At 67.6% G+C, this 19,706-nt stretch carries 18 protein-coding genes; 4 read left to right on the top strand and 14 right to left on the bottom strand.

Annotated features, from left to right (window positions below):
- Positions 1–69: 69 nt before the first annotated feature.
- Together eccD and mycP are read left to right on the top strand one after the other, a co-directional pair.
- Positions 70–1,530 carry a type VII secretion integral membrane protein EccD gene (gene eccD, locus ACFC4D_RS07890; RefSeq protein ID WP_376062175.1) on the top strand — a complete coding sequence of 487 codons (1,461 nt, stop codon included), beginning with the start codon at positions 70–72 and terminating at the stop codon, positions 1,528–1,530.
- 55 nt (positions 1,531–1,585) lie between these two features.
- Positions 1,586–3,013, top strand: a complete 1,428-nt coding sequence (gene mycP, locus ACFC4D_RS07885; protein WP_376062174.1) for a type VII secretion-associated serine protease mycosin — start codon at positions 1,586–1,588, stop codon at positions 3,011–3,013.
- A gap of 6 nt (positions 3,014–3,019) precedes the next feature.
- Here mycP and eccB read toward each other — a convergent pair whose 3' ends face one another.
- On the bottom strand, positions 3,020–4,498 hold the full coding sequence (gene eccB, locus ACFC4D_RS07880) for a type VII secretion protein EccB (RefSeq protein WP_376062173.1): 1,479 nt from the start codon (positions 4,496–4,498) through the stop codon (positions 3,020–3,022).
- 124 nt (positions 4,499–4,622) lie between these two features.
- Here eccB and eccE point away from each other — a divergent pair, with 124 nt between their 5' ends.
- Positions 4,623–6,224: a type VII secretion protein EccE gene (gene eccE / locus ACFC4D_RS07875; protein ID WP_376062172.1), complete on the top strand. Its 1,602-nt coding sequence runs from the start codon at positions 4,623–4,625 to the stop codon at positions 6,222–6,224.
- A 51-nt stretch (positions 6,225–6,275) separates the two neighbouring features.
- On the opposite strand, the gene ACFC4D_RS07870 is transcribed toward eccE, so the two are convergent.
- From ACFC4D_RS07870 to ACFC4D_RS07860, 3 genes are all read right to left on the bottom strand, one after another.
- Positions 6,276–6,836, bottom strand: a complete 561-nt coding sequence (locus ACFC4D_RS07870; RefSeq protein WP_376062171.1) for an NADPH-dependent FMN reductase — start codon at positions 6,834–6,836, stop codon at positions 6,276–6,278.
- A gap of 35 nt (positions 6,837–6,871) precedes the next feature.
- Positions 6,872–8,200, bottom strand: coding sequence for an NAD-dependent epimerase/dehydratase family protein (locus ACFC4D_RS07865; RefSeq protein WP_375963217.1), 1,329 nt, complete (start codon positions 8,198–8,200; stop codon positions 6,872–6,874).
- Positions 8,201–8,296: 96 nt separating this feature from the next.
- Positions 8,297–9,112 (bottom strand): S-methyl-5'-thioadenosine phosphorylase, encoded by an 816-nt coding sequence (locus ACFC4D_RS07860; RefSeq protein ID WP_364640750.1) that lies wholly within the window; start codon positions 9,110–9,112, stop codon positions 8,297–8,299.
- A 182-nt stretch (positions 9,113–9,294) separates the two neighbouring features.
- Here ACFC4D_RS07860 and ACFC4D_RS07855 point away from each other — a divergent pair, with 182 nt between their 5' ends.
- Positions 9,295–9,564 (top strand): metal-sensitive transcriptional regulator, encoded by a 270-nt coding sequence (locus tag ACFC4D_RS07855; protein ID WP_051028944.1) that lies wholly within the window; start codon positions 9,295–9,297, stop codon positions 9,562–9,564.
- A 1-nt stretch (position 9,565) separates the two neighbouring features.
- On the opposite strand, the gene ACFC4D_RS07850 is transcribed toward ACFC4D_RS07855, so the two are convergent.
- The 10 genes from ACFC4D_RS07850 to rpsD form a co-directional block, all read right to left on the bottom strand.
- Positions 9,566–10,540 carry an AraC family transcriptional regulator gene (locus ACFC4D_RS07850; RefSeq protein ID WP_376062170.1) on the bottom strand — a complete coding sequence of 325 codons (975 nt, stop codon included), beginning with the start codon at positions 10,538–10,540 and terminating at the stop codon, positions 9,566–9,568.
- A 56-nt stretch (positions 10,541–10,596) separates the two neighbouring features.
- Complete coding sequence (locus ACFC4D_RS07845; RefSeq protein ID WP_376062169.1) at positions 10,597–11,565, bottom strand: nitrilase-related carbon-nitrogen hydrolase; 969 nt, start codon at positions 11,563–11,565, stop codon at positions 10,597–10,599.
- Between the two features lie 113 nt (positions 11,566–11,678).
- Positions 11,679–12,641, bottom strand: coding sequence for an AraC family transcriptional regulator (locus ACFC4D_RS07840; RefSeq protein ID WP_364640760.1), 963 nt, complete (start codon positions 12,639–12,641; stop codon positions 11,679–11,681).
- A 161-nt stretch (positions 12,642–12,802) separates the two neighbouring features.
- Positions 12,803–13,678, bottom strand: coding sequence for a nitrilase-related carbon-nitrogen hydrolase (locus ACFC4D_RS07835; RefSeq protein WP_364640763.1), 876 nt, complete (start codon positions 13,676–13,678; stop codon positions 12,803–12,805).
- Positions 13,679–13,746: 68 nt separating this feature from the next.
- Positions 13,747–14,727: an AraC family transcriptional regulator gene (locus ACFC4D_RS07830; protein WP_364640766.1), complete on the bottom strand. Its 981-nt coding sequence runs from the start codon at positions 14,725–14,727 to the stop codon at positions 13,747–13,749.
- 469 nt (positions 14,728–15,196) lie between these two features.
- Complete coding sequence (locus ACFC4D_RS07825; protein ID WP_375963203.1) at positions 15,197–16,159, bottom strand: helix-turn-helix domain-containing protein; 963 nt, start codon at positions 16,157–16,159, stop codon at positions 15,197–15,199.
- Between the two features lie 281 nt (positions 16,160–16,440).
- The gene (truA, locus tag ACFC4D_RS07820) at positions 16,441–17,292 is read right to left on the bottom strand and encodes a tRNA pseudouridine(38-40) synthase TruA (protein WP_376062168.1); all 852 of its coding nucleotides are present in this window, start codon (positions 17,290–17,292) and stop codon (positions 16,441–16,443) included.
- Between the two features lie 79 nt (positions 17,293–17,371).
- Positions 17,372–17,881, bottom strand: a complete 510-nt coding sequence (rplQ, locus tag ACFC4D_RS07815; protein WP_376062167.1) for a 50S ribosomal protein L17 — start codon at positions 17,879–17,881, stop codon at positions 17,372–17,374.
- A gap of 47 nt (positions 17,882–17,928) precedes the next feature.
- On the bottom strand, positions 17,929–18,987 hold the full coding sequence (locus ACFC4D_RS07810; protein WP_364640777.1) for a DNA-directed RNA polymerase subunit alpha: 1,059 nt from the start codon (positions 18,985–18,987) through the stop codon (positions 17,929–17,931).
- Between the two features lie 106 nt (positions 18,988–19,093).
- Positions 19,094–19,699 carry a 30S ribosomal protein S4 gene (gene rpsD / locus ACFC4D_RS07805; protein ID WP_375963197.1) on the bottom strand — a complete coding sequence of 202 codons (606 nt, stop codon included), beginning with the start codon at positions 19,697–19,699 and terminating at the stop codon, positions 19,094–19,096.
- Positions 19,700–19,706: the final 7 nt, after the last annotated feature.

Raw genomic sequence — 19,706 nt, 5'->3', positions numbered from 1 at the left:
GGCGCGGCACGGTGTTCCCGCGCGCCGATGAGGACTACATCAGCGCACCGACCGTTTGGGGGCAGCAGCGTGACCCAGCAGCGCATGGACCATATCGACGACGCGCGCGGTCTGGTTCGTGCGCCCGATCTGGCCCGGGTCACCCTGCTCGCCAAGCACACCCAGGTCGATATGGCCATCCCGGTGGATGTGCCGGTGGCACTGGTCATTCCCAGCGTGGTCGATATGGTCGCCCAGCACAGCCTCGCCAATGACTTCGACAATGACGGCGAACAGTTCGAACCGCACGAATGGGTGCTGGCCCGCATCGGCCGCCCGCCGCTCTCCAATTCGCTCAGCCTGGCCGAACAGGGCGTGCACGACGGTGAACTGCTCATGCTGGAGAGCGCCGAGCACACCGCGCCCACCCCGCTGTTCGACGACATCATGTACAACGTCGCCATCGCGGACGCCGATCATTTCCGCGGCTGGACACCGCGCACGGCCCGGCTGACCGGTTCGATCCTGGCCGTGCTGACCATGCTGACCGGCTGTCTCGGCCTGCTCGCCGCACCCGATGCCATCCCCGGCTGGGTGAGCGGCACGGTCGCGCTGTTCATCGCGGTCCTGCTGGTCATCTCCGGCATGGTGCTGAGCCGCATGTACTCCGATACCGCGAGCGCACTGGTGCTGGGCGGCTGCGGCCTACCCGCCGCGTTCAGCGCGGGCATGCTGTTCGTCCCCGATCATTACGGCTGGGCCAATCTGCTGCTCGGGGCCGTATTGACCGCTGCCACAGCGATTCTCGCGTGGCGGGTGAGCGGCGTCGGCCTCGGGGTGTTCATCGGCGCGACCACCCTCGCGGTCTACCTCATCCCGGCGAGCCTGATCGGGCTGCTCGGCCATGTGCCCACCAAGGCCATCGGCGCGGGTGCGGCCGCTCTCGGCCTGGCCGGATTGTCCCTGGCCCCAAGGCTTTCCATGCTGCTGGCCAAACTGCCGCTGCCGCCGGTGCCCGCCCCCGGCACCCCGATCGACCCCACCGAAGATGATCCGGACGATCACCGCGCCCTGCCGACCATGGCCGCCCTGCGCGCCAAATCCCAGCGCGCACGCGAATATCTGGCCGGATTGGTCACCGCCACCACACTGGTGACCGCGGCCGGCGCGCTCGCCGCGACCGATCCCGGCGCGGACAACCGCTACTGGCCGGGTCTGGCCCTCGCGCTGGTGTGCGCGGCCGTCCTCATGTTCCGCAGCCGCACCTACGCGGGCGCGGAACAGGCGGTGATCCTGATAGCGGGCGGTACGGCGATCCTGCTGATCTTGCTGGGCGGCGCGGCCTTCCTGATCCACCAGCCGCTCACCATCTTCGGCCTGGCACTGCTGATCCTGGTGGCCGCCCTGGTACTCGGCATCATCGTCCCGCGCCGGCAGGCCACCCCGCCCATGCGCCGCGCGGTGGAACTCCTCGAATACGCCTTCGTCGCCGCCGTCGTCCCCCTGGTCTTCTGGGTGACCGGTCTCTACTCCCTGGTGCGCGGGCTGTGAGCGGATCGAATCGCCCTCGCGCACATCGCGGCTACAAGTCGCGGGCGGCAAGCACGTGAACGTCAGGGTCTTCCGGGCGCGCGCGATACGCGTGGTCAGCGCTGCGTCGGTGCTGGCGATCGCGGCGGGCCCGGTGGTGGAGCCCGTTGCCGCACAGGCGGATCGGCCCCCGGCCATCAATCCCGGCCTGCTGCCGCCGGGTGGTCCGGCCGCACCGCCGGGCAAGACCGAGCATCCCGCGAATTCGCCCTGCATCAGCACCCAGGCGGGTGGTGACGGCCCCACGATTCCACCGACGCAGCGCGCCTTGGACCTCGACCACGCATGGCAATTCTCGCGTGGCGCCGGACAATTGGTCGCGGTCATCGATACCGGCGTCGCCCCGCACCCACGCCTGCCCGGTCTCATCCCGGGCGGTGACTATGTCGCCAATGCCGGTGACGGCACCGAGGACTGCGATGCGCACGGCACCATCGTCGCCGGTCTCATCGCCGCGAATCAGCTTGCGGGAGAGGGCTTCGCGGGCGTCGCACCGGAGGCCCGGATCATGACCATCCGGCAGACCAGCGCCATGTATCAGGCCGAGGGCGCGGGCCGGGACAAAGGCCCCGACGATATGCCGGACGGCTACGGCAAGATCTCCGCCCTGGCCTCGGCCATTCGCCGCGCCGCCGATGCCGGGGCCCGCGTCGTCAATATCTCCCTGGTCGCCTGTCCCACAAAGGAACCCGAGAGTACCGAGATGGGCATGCTCGGCGCGGCCGTGCAGTACGCGGCGGTCGACAAGGATGTCGTCATCGTGACGTCGGCGGGCAACACCGACACCTGCAAGGCGAGTAATCCGGGCTTCGATCCGCTGCATCCGAACGAGGATCTCTGGAATCACATCACCTCGTACGTGACCCCGGCCTGGTGGGACGAGTACGTGCTGTCGGTCGGCTCCATCGACGCGTTCGGCCAGCCGTCGAAATTCACCGTGCCCGGCCCCTGGGTCGGGGTGGCCGCGCCGGGCGAGGATGTCATCTCCCTCGACCCGCGCGGTCCCGGCCTGACCACCGCCAAGTTCACCAATCAGGGTCAGGTGAACCGTTACAGCGGAACGAGTTTCGCCGCACCCTATGTCTCCGGCGTCGCGGCGCTGCTGCGTTCCCGGTTCCCCGATATGCCCGCGCGCGAGATCATCAGGCGCATCGAGGCCACCGCTCACGCACCGGGCGAGGGCTGGAATCCATATGTCGGCTACGGCGCGGTCGACCCCATCGCCGCGCTCACCGCGGAAACGCCGAAAGACCTCCCGCCGAAACAGCCCAGCGCCGCCAAGGACCGGCAGCTGGCCATTCCCGCCGCCGCGCCGAAGCCGGATAACACCGCCCGCGATGTGGCGCTCATCGGCACCGGAATCGTCTGCCTGCTGGGCATTCTCGGCTTCCTGGCCTCATTCCCGCTGCGCCGCCGTTTCGGCGTGCACTCCGACGACGCCTGAGCCCCTTCAGTTCTGCGTCTTGACCGGTTCCCCGGCGGGATTCGGATCCGGTGCGACCCCATCGTGCGCGACCATCGCGGCCTCGCGACTCAAGGTCGGCCCCGACGCGAGCAGTCCGACGATCGGCCACGGCGCGGGTTCCGGCCGCACCGATTCCGGGTCCATGCCGAGGGCTTTCGCGGCGTCGAGATTCCGGATGCCGTAGCGCACACCGTAATCGGAGACGAAGAACAGGCTGTCCCGCCGCTGACTGTCCGGTTCCAGCCCGGTGGTCTGTACATAGGCTCCGGCACCGGGCTTCAGATAGAACGAATCCACCTCCGGCCCATTGCCATCGGCCTGTGCGAGCGGCACCTGCCGGGCGCGATCGGGAATCGGCACAGCATGGCCGGTGAGCACGGTCAGATCGGCATGCTTGCTGCCATCGGACTTGTCGGCGGCCCGAACCGGTTGCCAGGCAAGACAATCCACCGGCTGATCCTTGCCGTCGACGATCCCGGGGGCCCGGTCCGGATAGTCGGCGACCGGCAGCGCCGAGGACACCGGCGCTCCGGTGCGATCGGCCTGCGCGATGTGATCATCATCGGCCGTGGACCGGTAGGCATTGCGCACGATATCGGCGGTCAGCGGCGACACCGGTTGCAGACCATCGGCGAGCACCACGTAGTTCCGGCTGTCCGTGCGCACCCGCACCACATCGCCGATGCGATGGTCGCCGATCGAATAGTTCGGCGCGGCACCGGCATTCGCGATCTGCGGCGGCACGATGGGCAGCACCTCGGGAATCGCGTTGAGCAGACCCTCGCTGATCGGGCGCGGGGTGTGCCCGCGAATATCGAGGGCGTCCACCACCGCGCGATCGTTCATATCCAACTGGGCGCGATGATTGTCGTAGATCAAATAGGTGTGATCGCGCCCCTGCACCAGCAGCGCCTTCCCCGATTCCAGCGCGGATGCCTTCTCACCGAGCACCGGATCACCGGCGAGCACCGAGGTGGTGAGGGTCCGGCTGCCGTCATTGGCGAGCACATCGCACACGGTCCAGCCCCGGCCATTGCTCTTGGCCTCGAAATTCAGCGTGGCGGGCGCGCCCGGAATACCGATGAGCTGCCCGCGAGGCTTCTTGCTCAGCTCCGATTCCCGCACCGTCGCCGGTTTGGCGGCCTCCCCCGCCGCCAGCCGCGCCGAGGCGAGGTTCAGCGCCGGATGCACCACATTGTCGATGACCACGTAGACAGCGCCGGTGTCCTTGCCGATGAGGATCTTGTTCGACCCGATCTTGTCCTGCGGCCGCAGCAGAGCAAGCACTCCGCAACCAGCGAGCGCAACGCACGCCAGGATGAGCCCGACGCTGAATGCCCGGCTCTGCGAGCGCATCGGGTCGTGCAGCATCCGCACGTCCCTGCGCACCAGGGCGTGTTCCATGCGGCGAACCAGAAAGCGATAGCCGCTGACCTGCCATCGCGTCGTCGGTTTTGAAGGCATAAAACTCCCCCGACCAGTGATTGCGTTCGCCGCACACAGTACAGTTCCCGGGAATCCGCATTCGCACTCGGCCACGCGCAGGACTCGGATCGGCGCGTCCGGGCCCGGCAGTTGGGGGACGACTATGGCTCGGACGGGCATGGTGAACCTGCTGGTCGCGGAGGTGACCGCGGTGGCCGTGCTGTGCGTCGCGGTGCTGTGCGGAACACCGTTCTGGATCGCGTTCGGGGTCGCCATAGCATTCGGACTGGTCTTGTTTTTACCACTTGGCAAACGACCAGTTTCCGAATGGATCAGCACCCGCCTGCGCTTTCGCGCCCGCCGCCCGCGCCCCGTCGCCGACCTCATCGACCACCGCGCCGCCGACGGCCGCTCCCTCGGAATCTTCCGGGACGGCAGCCGCGTGGTGGCCGTGGTCGAGATACTCCCGCCCCGGGGCGGATTGACCCGGCTCGACCGCGGCACGGTCCGCGCCGCACATCTGCTGCCGCTGCCCGAACTCGCGAAAAGCCTTACCCAGCACGATATTCAGCTGGCGGGCATCGATATCGTCTCGCACGGTCACCGCAGCCGCTCCGGCACACCCGCCGGGGCCATCTACGAATCACTGATCGGCCCGCTGCCCGCCACCGCGCACCGCACGGTCTGGCTGGCCATCGCCTTCGACCCACTGAACTGCCCGGACGCCGCCGCCCGGCGCGGCGGCGGACTGGACGGCGCGTGCCGCGCGGTCACCATCGCCACCCGGCGCGTCCTGCGCACGCTCGAGGACGCCGACTGCCCCGCGCGCATTCTCACCGCACCCGAAATCACCAGGGCCACACTGCAGATCACCGGCGGCAACGATCCGCGCGAACTCACCCAGCACTGGCGCTACGCCGAGCTCGGCAACAGCGTGAACATCGGCGCGGCGGTCGCCCCGGCCCGGCTGGATTCCGAACAGCTTGCGCGCCTGTGGATTCCACCCTCGCGCGGCACCACCGTCGCGGTCCGGCTGCGCCCCGGCAGTTCGGCGGAGACGGTGCGCATCGGCGCGGCCTGGCGGCTCACCGCGCGCGAACTGCCGCAGGAGCAACTGCAACCGCACATGATCTCCATGAACGGCAGGCATCGCGAAGCCCTGCTCGGTCAACTTCCGCTCGCCGCACCGGGAATGGACGACACCGTGCCCACCCGGGAACGCGAGATCGCCGATATCGGGGCCGTCGAACTGCCCTCGGCGGGCTGCGGACAGCTGGTCGGCTCCGACGATGACGGCAATGGCGTCGCCGTCCGCCTTGTCGGACAGGGCATTTCGAGCGTCTACCTGGCGGGCGAGCTGTATCTGGCGCAACAGCTGGTATTCCGCGCCCTGGCCATCGGCGAGAGCGTGCTGCTGCGCACCGAACGCCCGCACGTCTGGGAACAGCTGATCACCACCATCGGTAATCCGGAACGACTCACCCTGGCGGCCGACACCCACGAATCCGACGCCGGATTCACCGCCGTGCTGGTCGACGGCGTCCTCGCCCCCGCCCCGCACGCCGGGATCACCACCATCTACCTGGCCGGAGATCCGCTGGGCTGGCCGGGCGCCCGCCCCGACCTGTCCATCACCCAACCCGGTGCGGGCGGAAACCGCATCACGCTGCGCACCGGAGCCACCCGCGTGGAACTGACCCTGGTCTCCATCCCCCGCGAATCCACCTACATAGGACAGCCCCGCGCGGCGGCACTGTCCGGCTGATCGCACACGGGACAGCCGGGACGCTGTCGGCGACGCAATCAGCCGAACCGATCAGCCCGGGTACGGGTCGGTGGCGCGGGCGTCGCGCAAAGTCCGTCCCCACCAGCCGAGTTGGCGCAGCATACGGCCCGCCGCGTCGATGGCGGCACCGTCCCGCGTCTCCCCCGCCGCATCGAATTTCCGCTTGGCTTCGTGGAAGCTCACGGTCTCGCGAATGGAGACCATATGGATCTCGGCAACCACCTGCCGCAGTTGCTCGACCGCGCGCAATCCGCCGGAAAGCCCGCCGTAGCTGACGAATCCGATCGGCTTGGCCCGCCATTCCCGCTTGGCGGTATCGAGCGCGGTCTTCAGCGAGGCCGGATACCCGTGGTTGTACTCCGAGGTGACCACCGCGAAAGCGTCTGCGGCGGCGATCCTTTCGCAGTACGCCCGGGATTCGTCGGTCTCGCTCAAATCCAGCGGCAGCGGCGTATCGAGCAGATCGAGCACGCCCACCTCGAATTGCCCGTCCGCCCGCGCCGCGCGCAGGAACCAGTCCGCGACCACGGGTGCGAACCGCTGCGGTCGCACACTGGCCACGATTACCTCAAGCCGCAGTGGAGTGCTCACCTGCCGAGCCTAAGCCCCGGCCATCGGGAACCGCGCTAGCGCTCGGCCGCCGCCGTGGCATATCCGGCCAGCCCGACCCCGGGACCGGTGCGGGCGCTGAATTCCAAGGCGTGCCGGGCCCGTTCGGGATTCGCGACCAGATGCCGGATATCGGTGATCCGATACTGTCCGGACACCACCGGGGACGGACCGTCGAGGGCCTTGGCCATGGTGGACGCCACCTCCCACAGCGTGAGCGGTTGTCCCGAGGCGATATTCAACGGCACGAATCCGGCCAGCCGCCGTTGCACCGCCGCCACCGTGGCGGCGGCGACATCGCGGACGTGCACGAAATCCCTTACCTGCCCGCCGTCCTCGAACACCTTGGGTGACCGCCCCGCCAGCAGTTCTGCCCGGAAGCGCGCCACCACACCGGTTTCCGCCGAGCGCAGCGTCCGCGCGGTATCGGCCGGTTCCCCGTACACGTGGTGATAGCGCAGCACGGTGGCCGCCGAACCGGTGCTGGCGACCCAGGCCAGCGCGTAATGCTCCTGCGCGACTTTGCTTGCGGCGTAAGCGCTCCGGGGCCGCAGCGGCGCGTCCTCGCCCAGCGACTCCCAGGTCAGCAGATCCCCGGTGCGCGGTGCGCGGTGGTCGAACAGGCCGCGATCGAGATCCGCCCGCCGCCGCAGTCCCGGGAAGAACGGCCCCTGCCGCCCGGCCCGATACCGCCCCTCGCCGTAGACCGCGACCGATGATCCCAGCACCAGCCGCCGCACCCCGGCCCGCTCCATCGCCGCGAGCAGCACCGCCGTCCCGGCGTCATTGTGGGTGGCGTAGATGGCAGCCCGCTGCATCTCCATCGGCCCACGCGCGGGTTCGCGCGCGGGCTCCACCGGCCCGCGCACACAGGGTCCGGCCCCGTGCCCGGCATCCTCCCGGCGTCCCGCCGAAGTCTGCACGCGCCCACCGGATTCCATCCCCGCGGCGGCCCGCAGCGCGCCGCCGTCGCGGCCGTCCAGCGGCCGGATCAGCTTGCGCCCGTCCTCGGGCACATCGGCGCGCTCGGCCGCCGTATGCGGCGGCACCCAGCGCCCCGGGCCCGGACCGGGCAGATCCGGAATCGGCACCGCGGCGGCCAGGTGGCACACCACGTCGACACCGCGCAACAGCGGTTCGAGCGCATCCGGATTGCGAATATCGACGCGCGAAACGCCTTCGGGGACAGTGGGATCGAAACCGTGGACGGAGTCGAGCAGGGTGTCGATGGCGATCACCTCGTGCCCGGCTGCGGTGAGGGCGCGCCGCACATGGGAGCCGATATAGCCGGCCGCGCCGGTCAGCAGTACTCGCGTCCGGTCGGCCTGGGGTCCGCCTTCGCTCATGGCCCCAGCCTAGGCGACCGCGGCGCGGGGGTGAGGGGCGGAAAAGCCAAGGCCCGGTCCGACACTGCGAACCGGGCCGATGAGCTGGGGTTCTGCCTACGGCAGTTCGAACGGGAGCTGCACGCCCGTGCCAGTGAGCACGCGGCACGCATCGCAGGTGTCATCGCCCTCGACTGCGGCGATGGCCCGCGCCACCAGCGCCTTGAACGGCACCAGATTGCGCTCGAACTCGGCGAACACGTCGACCGCGCTGACACCGTGTCCGGATTCCACGCCCGCGTCCAGATCGGTCACGAGAGCGATTGCGGAGTAGCACATTTCGAGTTCCCGGGCGAGTACGGCCTCCGGATGCCCGGTCATATTGACCAGCTCCCAGCCCAGCCCGGCGAACCACTGGCTCTCCGCGCGCGTGGAGAAGCGCGGCCCCTGCACCACGACCATGGTGCCGTGATCCTTCAGCGGCAGTTCGGTCCCGGCCGCCGAGATGGCGGCGGTGCGCAGCTCACCGCAGTACGGGTCGGCGAAGGACACGTGCACGCCGCCCGCGTCGTAGAAAGTCTGATCGCGCCCGGAGGTGCGATCGACCAGCTGATCCGGCACCGCCACGGTGCCCGGCCCCCAATCGGCGCGCAGGCTGCCCACCGCACAGGGCCCGAAGATCCGGCGCACGCCGAGGGTGCGCAGCGCCCACATATTGGCGCGGTAGGGCACGGTGTGCGGCGAGTACTCGTGCTTGCGCCCGTGTCGCGGCAGGAAGGCGACCGAACGCCCTTCCACCTGTCCGATGGTGATGGGCGCACTGGGTGCGCCGTAGGGCGTCTCGAGCTCCACCGTGGTCGCATCGTCGCCGAAGAAGTCGTAGAACCCGCTGCCGCCGATAATGGCCAGCGTGGCCCGAGGATCCGAACTCATGCGGGCAATTCTCGCGCATGCGCGCATGAGTGGTGCTACCGGATCGGAGCATGTACCCTAGGGGGGTATTGATGCCGGGAGTGAGGAAATCGTCGGTGACCAGCGAACAGACCGCCACAACCGAATCCGTCGACGCACCCGCAGCCGACGCATCCCACCACGACCACGGCTCGCACGGCTACATCACCGCCAAGGACGACTACCTCAAGCGCCTGCGCCGCATCGAGGGCCAGGCCCGCGGCCTGCAGCGCATGGTGGAAGAGGAAAAGTACTGCATCGACATCCTCACCCAGGTGTCGGCCATGACCAAGGCCCTGCAGGCGGTGGCCATGGGCCTGCTCGAGGATCACATCAGCCACTGCGTGGTGGACGCCGCCGTCGCGGGCGGCCCGGAAGCCGAGGCCAAGATCAAGGAAGCCACCGACGCCATCGCCCGCCTGGTGCGCTCCTGAGCTACGCCGATTGCGCCCGGAATTCACTCGGGGTCATCCCCATTTCCTGACGGAAGACGCGATAGAAGTTGCGTTCGTCGGCGAATCCGGCCGCACCGGCGATCGTGGCCAGCGAGCGGGAGCCCGGCTCGCGGAGCAGGTTCCGCGCGTGCTCGAGCCGGGTGCGGCGCACCAGCGCGCCGAAGCCGCCGAATTGCTCACAGGCGCGATAGAGCGATCGCCGGGACAGACCGCAGGCGTGCGCCACCTCCTCGACCGTCATGGCCGGATCGGCGTGATGATCCCGGACGTATGCCGCGATCACCTCGTGTATCAGCGCCGGACTGTTCCGCGCGTATCCGGCGTCACCGGCGATGAGCGAGAGCGCCCCGGCGAGTAGTTCGAAGCCGTGCCCGGCCAGCAATTCCGCGGCGGGATCGGCCTCGGCGCCCAATTCGGCGAGACCGCACAGGAATTCGGCCACCACCGCGAGGGTGCCGCGCACCGCTATGGGCGTGGCCATCGGCAGGTCGGCGGGCACCAGGCCGGTGCTCGCCAGCAACCGATCCAGCGGAATGCGCAGCATGACCGATTCGGCCTCCGCCGCGTGCGCACCGGCGAAGGGGCGGCTGGTGTCGATCAGCACCAGCGAGCCCGGCCCCCAATCGGCCCGGCGGCCACCCTGTTCCATCCGCGCTCGACCGGTCCGCTGAATGCTGACCAGCAGATAGTCCTGATCGGAGCGGGCGATGTGCCGGCGCGTTCGCGCGATGCGCTGCGTAGTCGCGCCGATGACGGCGGCGCCGAACTGTTCGAACTGGGTGTCGGCGATATGGGCGCGAAACTGCCCGGGCGGCAGCCCGTTTGCCCCACCGTCGGCCGGTGTCACCGAGAGCGGTACGAACGCGGCGGTGACCAGTGCTTCCCATTTTTCGAAGGCCAGTTGCGGTGAGGTGTCTGTACCCGAGCGCACGATGGCCGATACCGAGTGACTCACCTTTCCGATCTTCGCATCGAATGACTAGACAGACCATTCGGTTCGCAGATTGCCCGTCAGCAGGCGGCCAAACCGCCCGGCCCCGAACCGAGCATGAGCGGTACCGCCCAGCGATCCGCACCCAGCCGGCGCGGTGTCGCCGTGCGCGCGGCCTGCTGTCCCCGCCGCATGCGCGGCCGCGCCGCCAGATCCACCTCGCGCCGATCCGGTGCGGCCGAACCGATCTCCAGATCCGCGTACAGAATCCCCTCCGCGCCCGCGGCGAGCGGCGGAACCACCTCGGCCCCACCCGCGGCGTAGATCCGCGCCTGCCCGCTGCTCCGGACGCCCTGCGGCCCCCGACGATCCCAGGCCGCCGCGCCGACCACCGCGCACGGCGCCACCACGTAGGCGTTCGCCTCCAGCGCGTACATGCGGCTCACGGTCGCGGGCGAATCCGGGCCGGGCGTCTCACCTTCCGGATTTCCCGGCCAGGCCGCGATATGAATCTGCTCCTCATCGGCGCGCAGCGCCCGGGTCAGCAGCGGCCGCTGATTCTCCTGTCCGGAGAGCGCGCCCACCTTCCCGATCACACCGTGCCGCACCGCCGGGAGATTCGGTGTGCCGGAAGCGAATACCTTGCGTTCAATCGGATTGAGCCCGGCTTTTCGCCGCACCGAAACGATCTCGCCGTTCTCGTCGATAACAGCCTGTGCCATATAGATTCGACGATCCTGTCGTTCCCCGAATCCGAGTACCACGTGTATGCCGTGATCCCTTGCCGCGCCGGTGATTCGACGCATTTCCGCGCCGTCACGAGTCATCGAATTCTCGCGGCAGCGGGTCGAATATTCGACGTTCCACTGATTGGAATCCACCCAGCGCCACCATGGATAACCGGGTAGGAAGGTCTCCGGGAATGCGACCAGGCGAGCGCCCGACGCGGCAGCGGCGCCGATCAGTTCGACAACCTGCTCCACTCCCTCCGATAACCGCAGCCATTTCGGCTCGGCCTGGATCGCCGCCACTCGCACAGTCTTTCTCATCCCATTTCCCTCATGGAATGGATGCTTGCGGAATGGCGACACAGCACGCCATGGCCGAGTGTGCCGCTTTACCGACTGTTCATGCCACTGCGGTGTTTATAGCAATAAACAGTTCAAGGCAATGTACGGAATGCTCCGGGGGTAGTACCCATTTCGGTGCGGAACGAACGATAGAAGCTGCGCTCGGTCAGGAAACCCGAAGCCTTCGCCACCGCGGACAGCGGCAACTGCGGTGCGGTGCGCAACAACTCACAGGAACGCTCGATGCGCATACGCCGCAACACCGCCCCCGGACCGCCCTCGAACTCACCGAACACGCGATACAGAGTACGCCGCGACATTCGGCAACCTTCCGCGATTCGATCGACTCCGAGATCCGGATCCGCGCAGTTCTCGCGCATGAAACTCAACACCCGCTGCCGATTCAGCGCATCGGCGGACTGATCCCGCGGCGCACCGCCCGAAGCCGCCACCACCGCCGCGGCCAGCAGATCCATTCCGGGCTCGGCCAGCAGCGCCGCACCACCCGGATCATCGCGCCGCAATCGGGCCACACTCCGGAAGAATTGCGCGACCACGCCCGGCGCGCTTTCCCTCGAAAAGTGCTTCGCGGTAGGCACTTCCGCGCCCATCACACCGTAACGCTCGCGCAGCTTGCTCATCGGCACCTGTAGTACGACCTGTTCCCACTCCTGATCGAATTCCCAGTCATAGGGCCGCGAGGTGTCGTAGAACACGATGCCCCCGGGCCCGACTTCCGCGACTCGATCGTCCTGACGTAACCGCGCACTACCGGAAAGCGGAATGCTCGCCAGCAAGAACTCGTCCTCGGTGCGAGCGATCAGCGAACCGGTGCGGTGGATCAACTGCGGCGTCGACCCGACCACGGTCAGCTCCATATCGCCATATCGGGCGTGCTCGATATGCCCGCGAAACAGGCCGGTGGGCATGGGCGAAACCGCAAGTGGCACATAGGCCGCACTCACATGCGCTTCCCAGCGCTCGAACGCCTCCACCGTCGACGCATCCGATCCGGACCGCACCTCGACCCGATTGACTTGCTCAGACCGCTCCACTCCCCATCCCTCGACACATTCGACGGCCGCTGCCCGGCCGAATACCGGGCAGTGTCCCAGATCCACCAATACACGGCCAACAACCGAAAATCACTGCGGCCGTTGATCAGCCGATTTCCCACGGCACTCGGGGAAAACGCCGACGCCACTCGGAGCGAATGCTAGGCCGCGGACTCGCAACTCAGATCCAACTCCAGGTCCGCGTACAGGATTCCCTGTTCATGTCCGCTGAGCGGAGCCGCCAACTCGGTGCCCCCCGGCGCGTAAATTCGCGAATGCCCGCCCGGCCCCCGCACCAGCTGTTTCGCGGGTTCCGTTCCGCCGCGCCGACTTTCGCTGCCCGCCACATCCATCACCGAACAGGCCGCGATCACATTCAGATTGCCGACCACCGCGTACCAGAGCGTGGCGGCATTGTTCACCCGCACACCCCAGTCCACATCCCGCGCGATGATGAAACCGGGCCAGGACACGATATGCAGCTGCGCGCCGGTGCGTTCCAGCTCGCGGCGCGCGGGCAGATGCAACTGCTCGGACCCGCCCTGCACGCCGATCCGCCCGATATCGGTGCGGAACACATACGGGTCGGTGATCTCGCCGCAGCGGAAGATCCGATGCTCCAGCGGCGTCAGCTCCGGCTTGCGCCGCACCCCCGCCAGCACGCCCCGATCATCGATCAGGCACTGCGACATGTACAGCGAGCTCCCGCAGCGTTCACTGAACCCGAGCAGCACGTGGATGCGATGCCGGCGCGCGGCATCGGCGATGCGGCGGAACTCGGTGCGGCCCACGGTCAGCGAATTGGTCCGATAGCGCGCGAAGAAACCCTGCCCCCAACTCACCGAATCGAGCCACAGCCACCACGGGTAACCGGGCAGGAAGGTCTCCGGGAAAGCGACCAGCCGCGCACCGCCGGCCGCCGCCGCCTCGATGAGTTCGATGGCCTGCTGGACGCCCGCCCGCAGGTCCAGCCACCGCGGTTCGGCTTGGACGGCTGCAACACGCACCTTCGTCGGCACCTCGGCTCCCTTCGACACGATGGGGATGATCTGTGCCATCACCCTTCGCCGAACGGCTGCCCGGTACAGCGACATCCCGTGCCGAGCTACCGACGTGGTGTGCCTGGGTCCAATTGGGCGCGGAATTGCCCGGGCGTCTGCCCGGTCTCATCGCGGAACGCGCGATAGAAATGCCGATCGGTGGCGAAACCGGACGCCGCCGCGATCGCGGCCAGCGGCCGATTCGGATCGGCGCGCAGCAGACGGCGGGCATGTTCGACCCGCATGCGCCGCACCAGCGCCGCCGGACCACCGAACCCCTCGCACAGCCGATACAGCGTGCGCCGCGATACCAGGCAGGCGTGCGCCACCTCGTCCACGGTGAGCTCGGGATCGGTATAGCGCTTGCGGAGGTAGGCCAGCACCTGCTGGCGCGTGTACAGCGAATCCGAGGGGGCGGGCGAATTGCGCCCGGTGGCCAGCAGCACCGCGGAGGACAGCATGCCCGCGATCTCCGAATCCAGCACCGTTGCGGCCCTGGAGGTCTCATCGGGCGCGAGTTCGGCCAGCCCGCGGAAGAACCCGGCCACCACGCCGAGCGCACCGGTGGTCGGCAATGGCGTGGCGATCGGCAGTTCGTCACGCACCAGCCCGGCGTGCTCGAGCACCAGATGCATGGGGGCGCGCACGATCGCCGACACCGAATTCTCGGTGGTGCGACTCTCGATCGGGCGGGCGCTGTCGAAGAAGACGATGGACCCGGCGGGCGTATCTGCCACCCGGCCGTTCTGCTCGGTCCAGTTCGAGCCTTCCACAACGATATTCACCAGCAGGAACTCCGCGGTGGCCTGTTCGACCTGACGACGGGTGCGCATAACCCGCTGCGCGCTGGCGGACATGAGGGTGAAACTGGAGCGATCGAACTGGGTCGTACTGACCCTGCCGTGCCAATGTCCGGTGGCCAGCGGCTCGATCGTGGAGGGCAGCACAGCATCGGAGACGAGTGCCTCCCACTGCTCGAATGCCTGGCGAGCCGAGGTTTCCGTACCGGAGCAGACCTCGGCGCTGGCGGTTGCCGCGTTTCCCACCCCAGCATCATCCCATCCCCCGGGCACCAGCAAACATGTATTGAACCTGTTCGAACCCGGCGAAACGGACCAGTTACCGGAGAATTCCAGGCAGTTACCAGAGAATTCCGGGCAGTACGCCGCCCGGTCGTCGGCGGCTCGACAACGACCGGACGGCGTCTCCGCATCGCATGACCCGACCCGTCGGCATCATCGGCGACTGCCAGCGCAAAGAGGTCGAGCGCTACGTGCAGGCAACGCATCGCCTCGGGGCACAATCGTGACGAGGAGACCGCCGGTGCACGGGGTCAGCGATTTGGCTACAGGGCTACCCCCGGCGCGAACCGGGTGCCCCACAAGTATTCACACCGGTAGCCACACTGTGACTGCCCATCGGTGCCAAGTCACTGACCATTGACGTCAGTCCCGTTCGGCACACATCGCGCACAATGCATCGCTCCGGAACGGCATCGGGCGGCGCGCCCGCGAATCACGCGTGCACGGTGCGGAATTCGCCCGGCGTCATTCCGATCTCGCGTTTGAAGGCGCGATAGAACTGCCGCTCGGAGACGAATCCGGCGGCCCGCGCGATGGAGAGCAACGGCCGGGTCGGATCGGTCCGGATCAATGCCAGCGCGCGCTCGATTCGCATGCGGCGCAACATCGCCGCCAGCCCGTCCTCACCATTCTCGAACAGCCGATACAGCGTGCGCCGCGATACCGAACAGGCCGCCGCCACCCGGTCCACCGTGAGCCCCGGATCGGCATAGTGTTGCTGGATATACGCCATCGCCTGCTGTTTGGTGAGCGCCTGCATCGGCTCGTCATGCGGTGCGGCACCGGCCGCCAACTGCACCACCGAGGCCAGCAAACCCGTACCGTGCCGCGCCAGCACCGAGGCCTGTTCGGGCGCGGTGTGCTGCAATTGCGCGAGGCCGCAGAAGAATCGGCCGACGATGCCCGCCGCACCCTCCGGCGGAAAGCGCACCGCCGTCGGCAATCGGTCCGAGGCGACACCGGACGCGCTCACCACCTGCGATAGCGGCACCTGCACCGCCACCACACCCCAGCTCTGCTCGAAATGCGCGGTGAACGGGCGCGAGCTGACGTACAGCAGCAGCCCGCCGTCGGCCATCTCGCCGACCCGGCCGTCCTGTTCCAGCCAGCCGCGACCGTGCGTGGTCACGCTGGCGAACAGGATGGGTTCGTCCGGTTCGTGGATCAGCCGCGGGATGCGGGTGATGTGCTGACCGCTCGCGTCGACCGTCGAGACATCCAGATCATCGAACCGGGACTGCACTATTCGGGCCCGGAAGTCGCCGGATCGCACCGGCGTCACCACCAGGGGCACGTACGCCTGTGCCACCGCTGCCTCCCACTGCTCGAAGGTCTCCTGTTCGGAAACCTCCGGCATGGACCGCACCTCCACCACTGCGGGCTCCGGGCCGCTCATTGGCCGATTGTCGCACCATTGGGCGGGCGGAAAGTCGAAATCCCTTCATAACTTCCAACTTTCGGGCTACGTGCCCGAATTCACCGGTGTGTCCCGACTGCCGAGTGTCGGATGGCGCGTGGAAAAACCCGCGCTTTGCGAGTTGCACTACGAATCCTCACGGCGGAGTTGAGGATTCGCGGCGACCGCCGGTTTCGACACCGACGCCCCGCAATCTTCCTCCGAATCCGGGAAAATCACGAATCCCGCTCCGCTATAGGCGAATTCGAGTCCAGTATGACTCAATCACCACAGCATCCGGAAGAATCGGGCACAGTTCGCATTTCGCGGGTCTCCGCATTGCGCGCGGCCAGGTCCGAATCATCCGGATAATCCACCGCGATGAGACTCAAACCGTGCGCGGGCGCGACGGTGACCGCACTGGCGCGCTCGCGCTCGTTCAGCAATCCGCCGACCCATTCCGGGGTGCGCCTGCCCTCGCCGACCGCGAGCACCGCACCGACCAGACTGCGCACCATGGACCAGCAGAACGCGTCCGCGGAGACATACGCGGTGAGCAGATCGCCCTCGCGCTCCCAGTCGAAGCGCTGCAATTCCCGAATGGTGGTCGCGCCCTCCCGGCGCTTGCAGAAGGCCGCGAAATCGTGCAGTCCCAGCAGCTTTCGCGAGGCGGCCGCCATGGCCTCCAGATCCACACCGGGGCGGCACGGCACGATATGCCTGGCCCGCAATGGATCCGCGCCGTACGGGGCGGTGGTGAGGCGATACGCGTAATGCCGCCGGATGGCGGAGAACCGGGCGTCGAACTCCGGCGGTACCGGCCGAACATCCTTGACCCGCACATCTTTCGGCAGGAATCGCGCCAGCCGGTGCACCAGCCGCGGACCGTCCACCTCGCCGTGCGTATCGAAATGCGCGACCTGACCCTCGGCGTGCACACCGGCGTCGGTGCGCCCGGCCACGGTCAGCTGGATCGGCTCGCGCCGCACCTTGCTCAGCGCCTCTTCGAGAGTGCCCTGCACGGTGCGCAGACCGGGCTGGCGGGCCCAGCCGGTGAAGTCGGTGCCGTCATAGCCGATGTCGAGCCGTACCCGAACCGAAACCGGCTCCGGCGCCTGATCCTCCACGGTCACAGCGATCTCCTGGTTAACATGAAGGAAGCCCGCCGACCCGGAGGGGACGGCGGGCTTCCTCATGGAATGAGACGGAAGACTAGTCTTCCTTCTTCTCCTCGGCAGCGGCCTCGGCCGGAGCGTCGGCGACGACCTCGGCGGCGGTCTCCTCGGCCGGAGCCTCGGTGACCGGGGTCTCGGCCTGCTGCGAAGCCGCGACGCGACGGGCACGATCGGCCTCGTTGGTCACGGTCTTCTCGCGAACCAGCTCGATGATCGCCATCGGAGCGTTGTCACCCTTGCGCGGGATGGTCTTGATGATGCGGGTGTAGCCACCCTCGCGACCCTCGAACGACGGGCCGATGTCCGCGAACAGCGAGTGCACGACGTCCTTGTTGCGGATCACCTTCATCACCTCGCGACGGTCGGCAAGGGAGCCGGCCTTCGCCTTGGTGACAAGCTTCTCGGCATAGGGGCGCAGCGCCTTGGCCTTGGACTCGGTGGTCTTGATGCGACCGTGCTCGAAGAGCGCCGTGGCCAGGTTGGCGAAGATCGCCTTCTGGTGCGACGCCGACCCGCCGAAGCGGGCACCCTTCTTGGGCTTGGGCATTGGAATCTCCTGTGTCTAAGACCGCCGGGGCGCCCGCCCCATACGGCCTAAAGCTGTTCGGTCTCGGCGTAGTCCTGCTCGCCGCTGTCGGTGTCGCTGAACGAACCGCTGTCGCTCCAGGTGCCGCTCGCCGCGTCGTAACCGACGACGGAGGACGGATCGAAGGAGGCCGGGGAGTCCTTGAGGGACAGACCAAGCGAATGCAGCTTGACCTTGACCTCGTCGATGGACTTCTGGCCGAAGTTGCGGATATCCAGCAGATCGGACTCGGTGCGGGCAACCAGCTCGCCGACGGTGTGCACACCCTCGCGCTTGAGGCAGTTGTAGGACCGCACGGTCAGGTCCAGGTCCTCGATCGGCAGACCGAACGAAGCGATGTGATCCGCTTCGGCCGGGCTCGGGCCGATCTCGATGCCCTCGGCCTCGACGTTCAGCTCGCGAGCGAGACCGAACAGTTCGACCAGAGTCTTACCCGCCGACGCCAGCGCATCCCGAGCGGAAATCGAGTTCTTGGTCTCGACATCCAGGATGAGCCGGTCGAAGTCGGTGCGCTGCTCGACACGAGTCGCCTCGACCTTGTAGGTCACCTTGAGAACCGGCGAGTAGATCGAATCCACCGGAATCCGGCCGATTTCCGCACCCGACGCCTTGTTCTGCACGGCAGGAACGTAGCCGCGACCGCGCTCGACAACGAGCTCGATCTCCAGCTTGCCCTTGTCGTTCAGGGTCGCGATGTGCATGTCCGGGTTGTGCACGGTCACGCCGGCCGGGGGAACGATGTCCCCACCGGTGACCGAGCCCGGGCCCTGCTTGCGGACGTACATGGTGACCGGCTCGTCCTCTTCGGACGAGACAACCAGGCCCTTGAGGTTCAGGATGATGTCGGTGACATCTTCCTTCACGCCCGGAACCGTGGTGAACTCGTGCAGCACGCCGTCGATACGAATGCTCGTAACGGCAGCCCCCGGGATCGAGGACAGCAGCGTGCGGCGCAGCGAGTTACCGAGGGTGTAACCGAAACCCGGCTCCAGCGGTTCGATGGTGAACCGCGACCGGTTCTCGGACACAACCTCTTCGGTCAGTGTCGGTCGCTGTGAAATCAGCATGGATTTCTCCTCCTTCGAGCGTCCGCTATTTGACGCTCACGACTGGAAAATGTTGCTGCCCTGAACAATTCAGGGCACCAACCAGCGATGCGCTGAGCGCACCTCATTACTTCGAGTAGAACTCGACGATCAGCTGTTCCTGCAGCGGAACATCGATCTGCGCACGCTCGGGGAGCTGGTGCACCAGAATGCGAAGACGGCCCGGAACGACCTGGAGCCAACCCGGAACGGGACGGTCACCGACGGTCTCGCGCGCAACCTGGAAAGGCAGCGTGCCCAGCGACTTCTCCTTGACATCGATGATGTCGTACTGGGAAACCTGGAAGCTGGGGACGTCGACCTTCACGCCGTTGACCACGAGGTGGCCGTGGCTGACGAGCTGACGAGCCTGACGACGGGTACGGGCCAGACCGGCGCGGTACACGACGTTGTCCAGACGGGTCTCGAGCAGACGCAGCAGGTTGTCGCCGGTCTTACCCTTCTGGCGGTTCGCCTCTTCGTAGTAGCGGCGGAACTGCTTCTCCATGACGCCGTACGAGAAGCGAGCCTTCTGCTTCTCCTGCAGCTGCATGAGGTACTCGGATTCCTTGATCCGCGCGCGGCCGTGCTGGCCGGGCGGGTAAGGACGACGCTCGAACGCCTGGTCGCCTCCAACGAGGTCAACACGAAGGCGACGCGACTTGCGGGTGATGGGGCCTGTATAACGAGCCATGATTCTC

Source organism: Nocardia sp. NPDC056000 (assembly GCF_042269265.1).
In the GTDB taxonomy this organism is placed as follows: domain Bacteria; phylum Actinomycetota; class Actinomycetes; order Mycobacteriales; family Mycobacteriaceae; genus Nocardia.
Note: the sequence above shows the minus strand (reverse complement) of the source record. Positions and strands in the feature narration are given on the sequence as shown.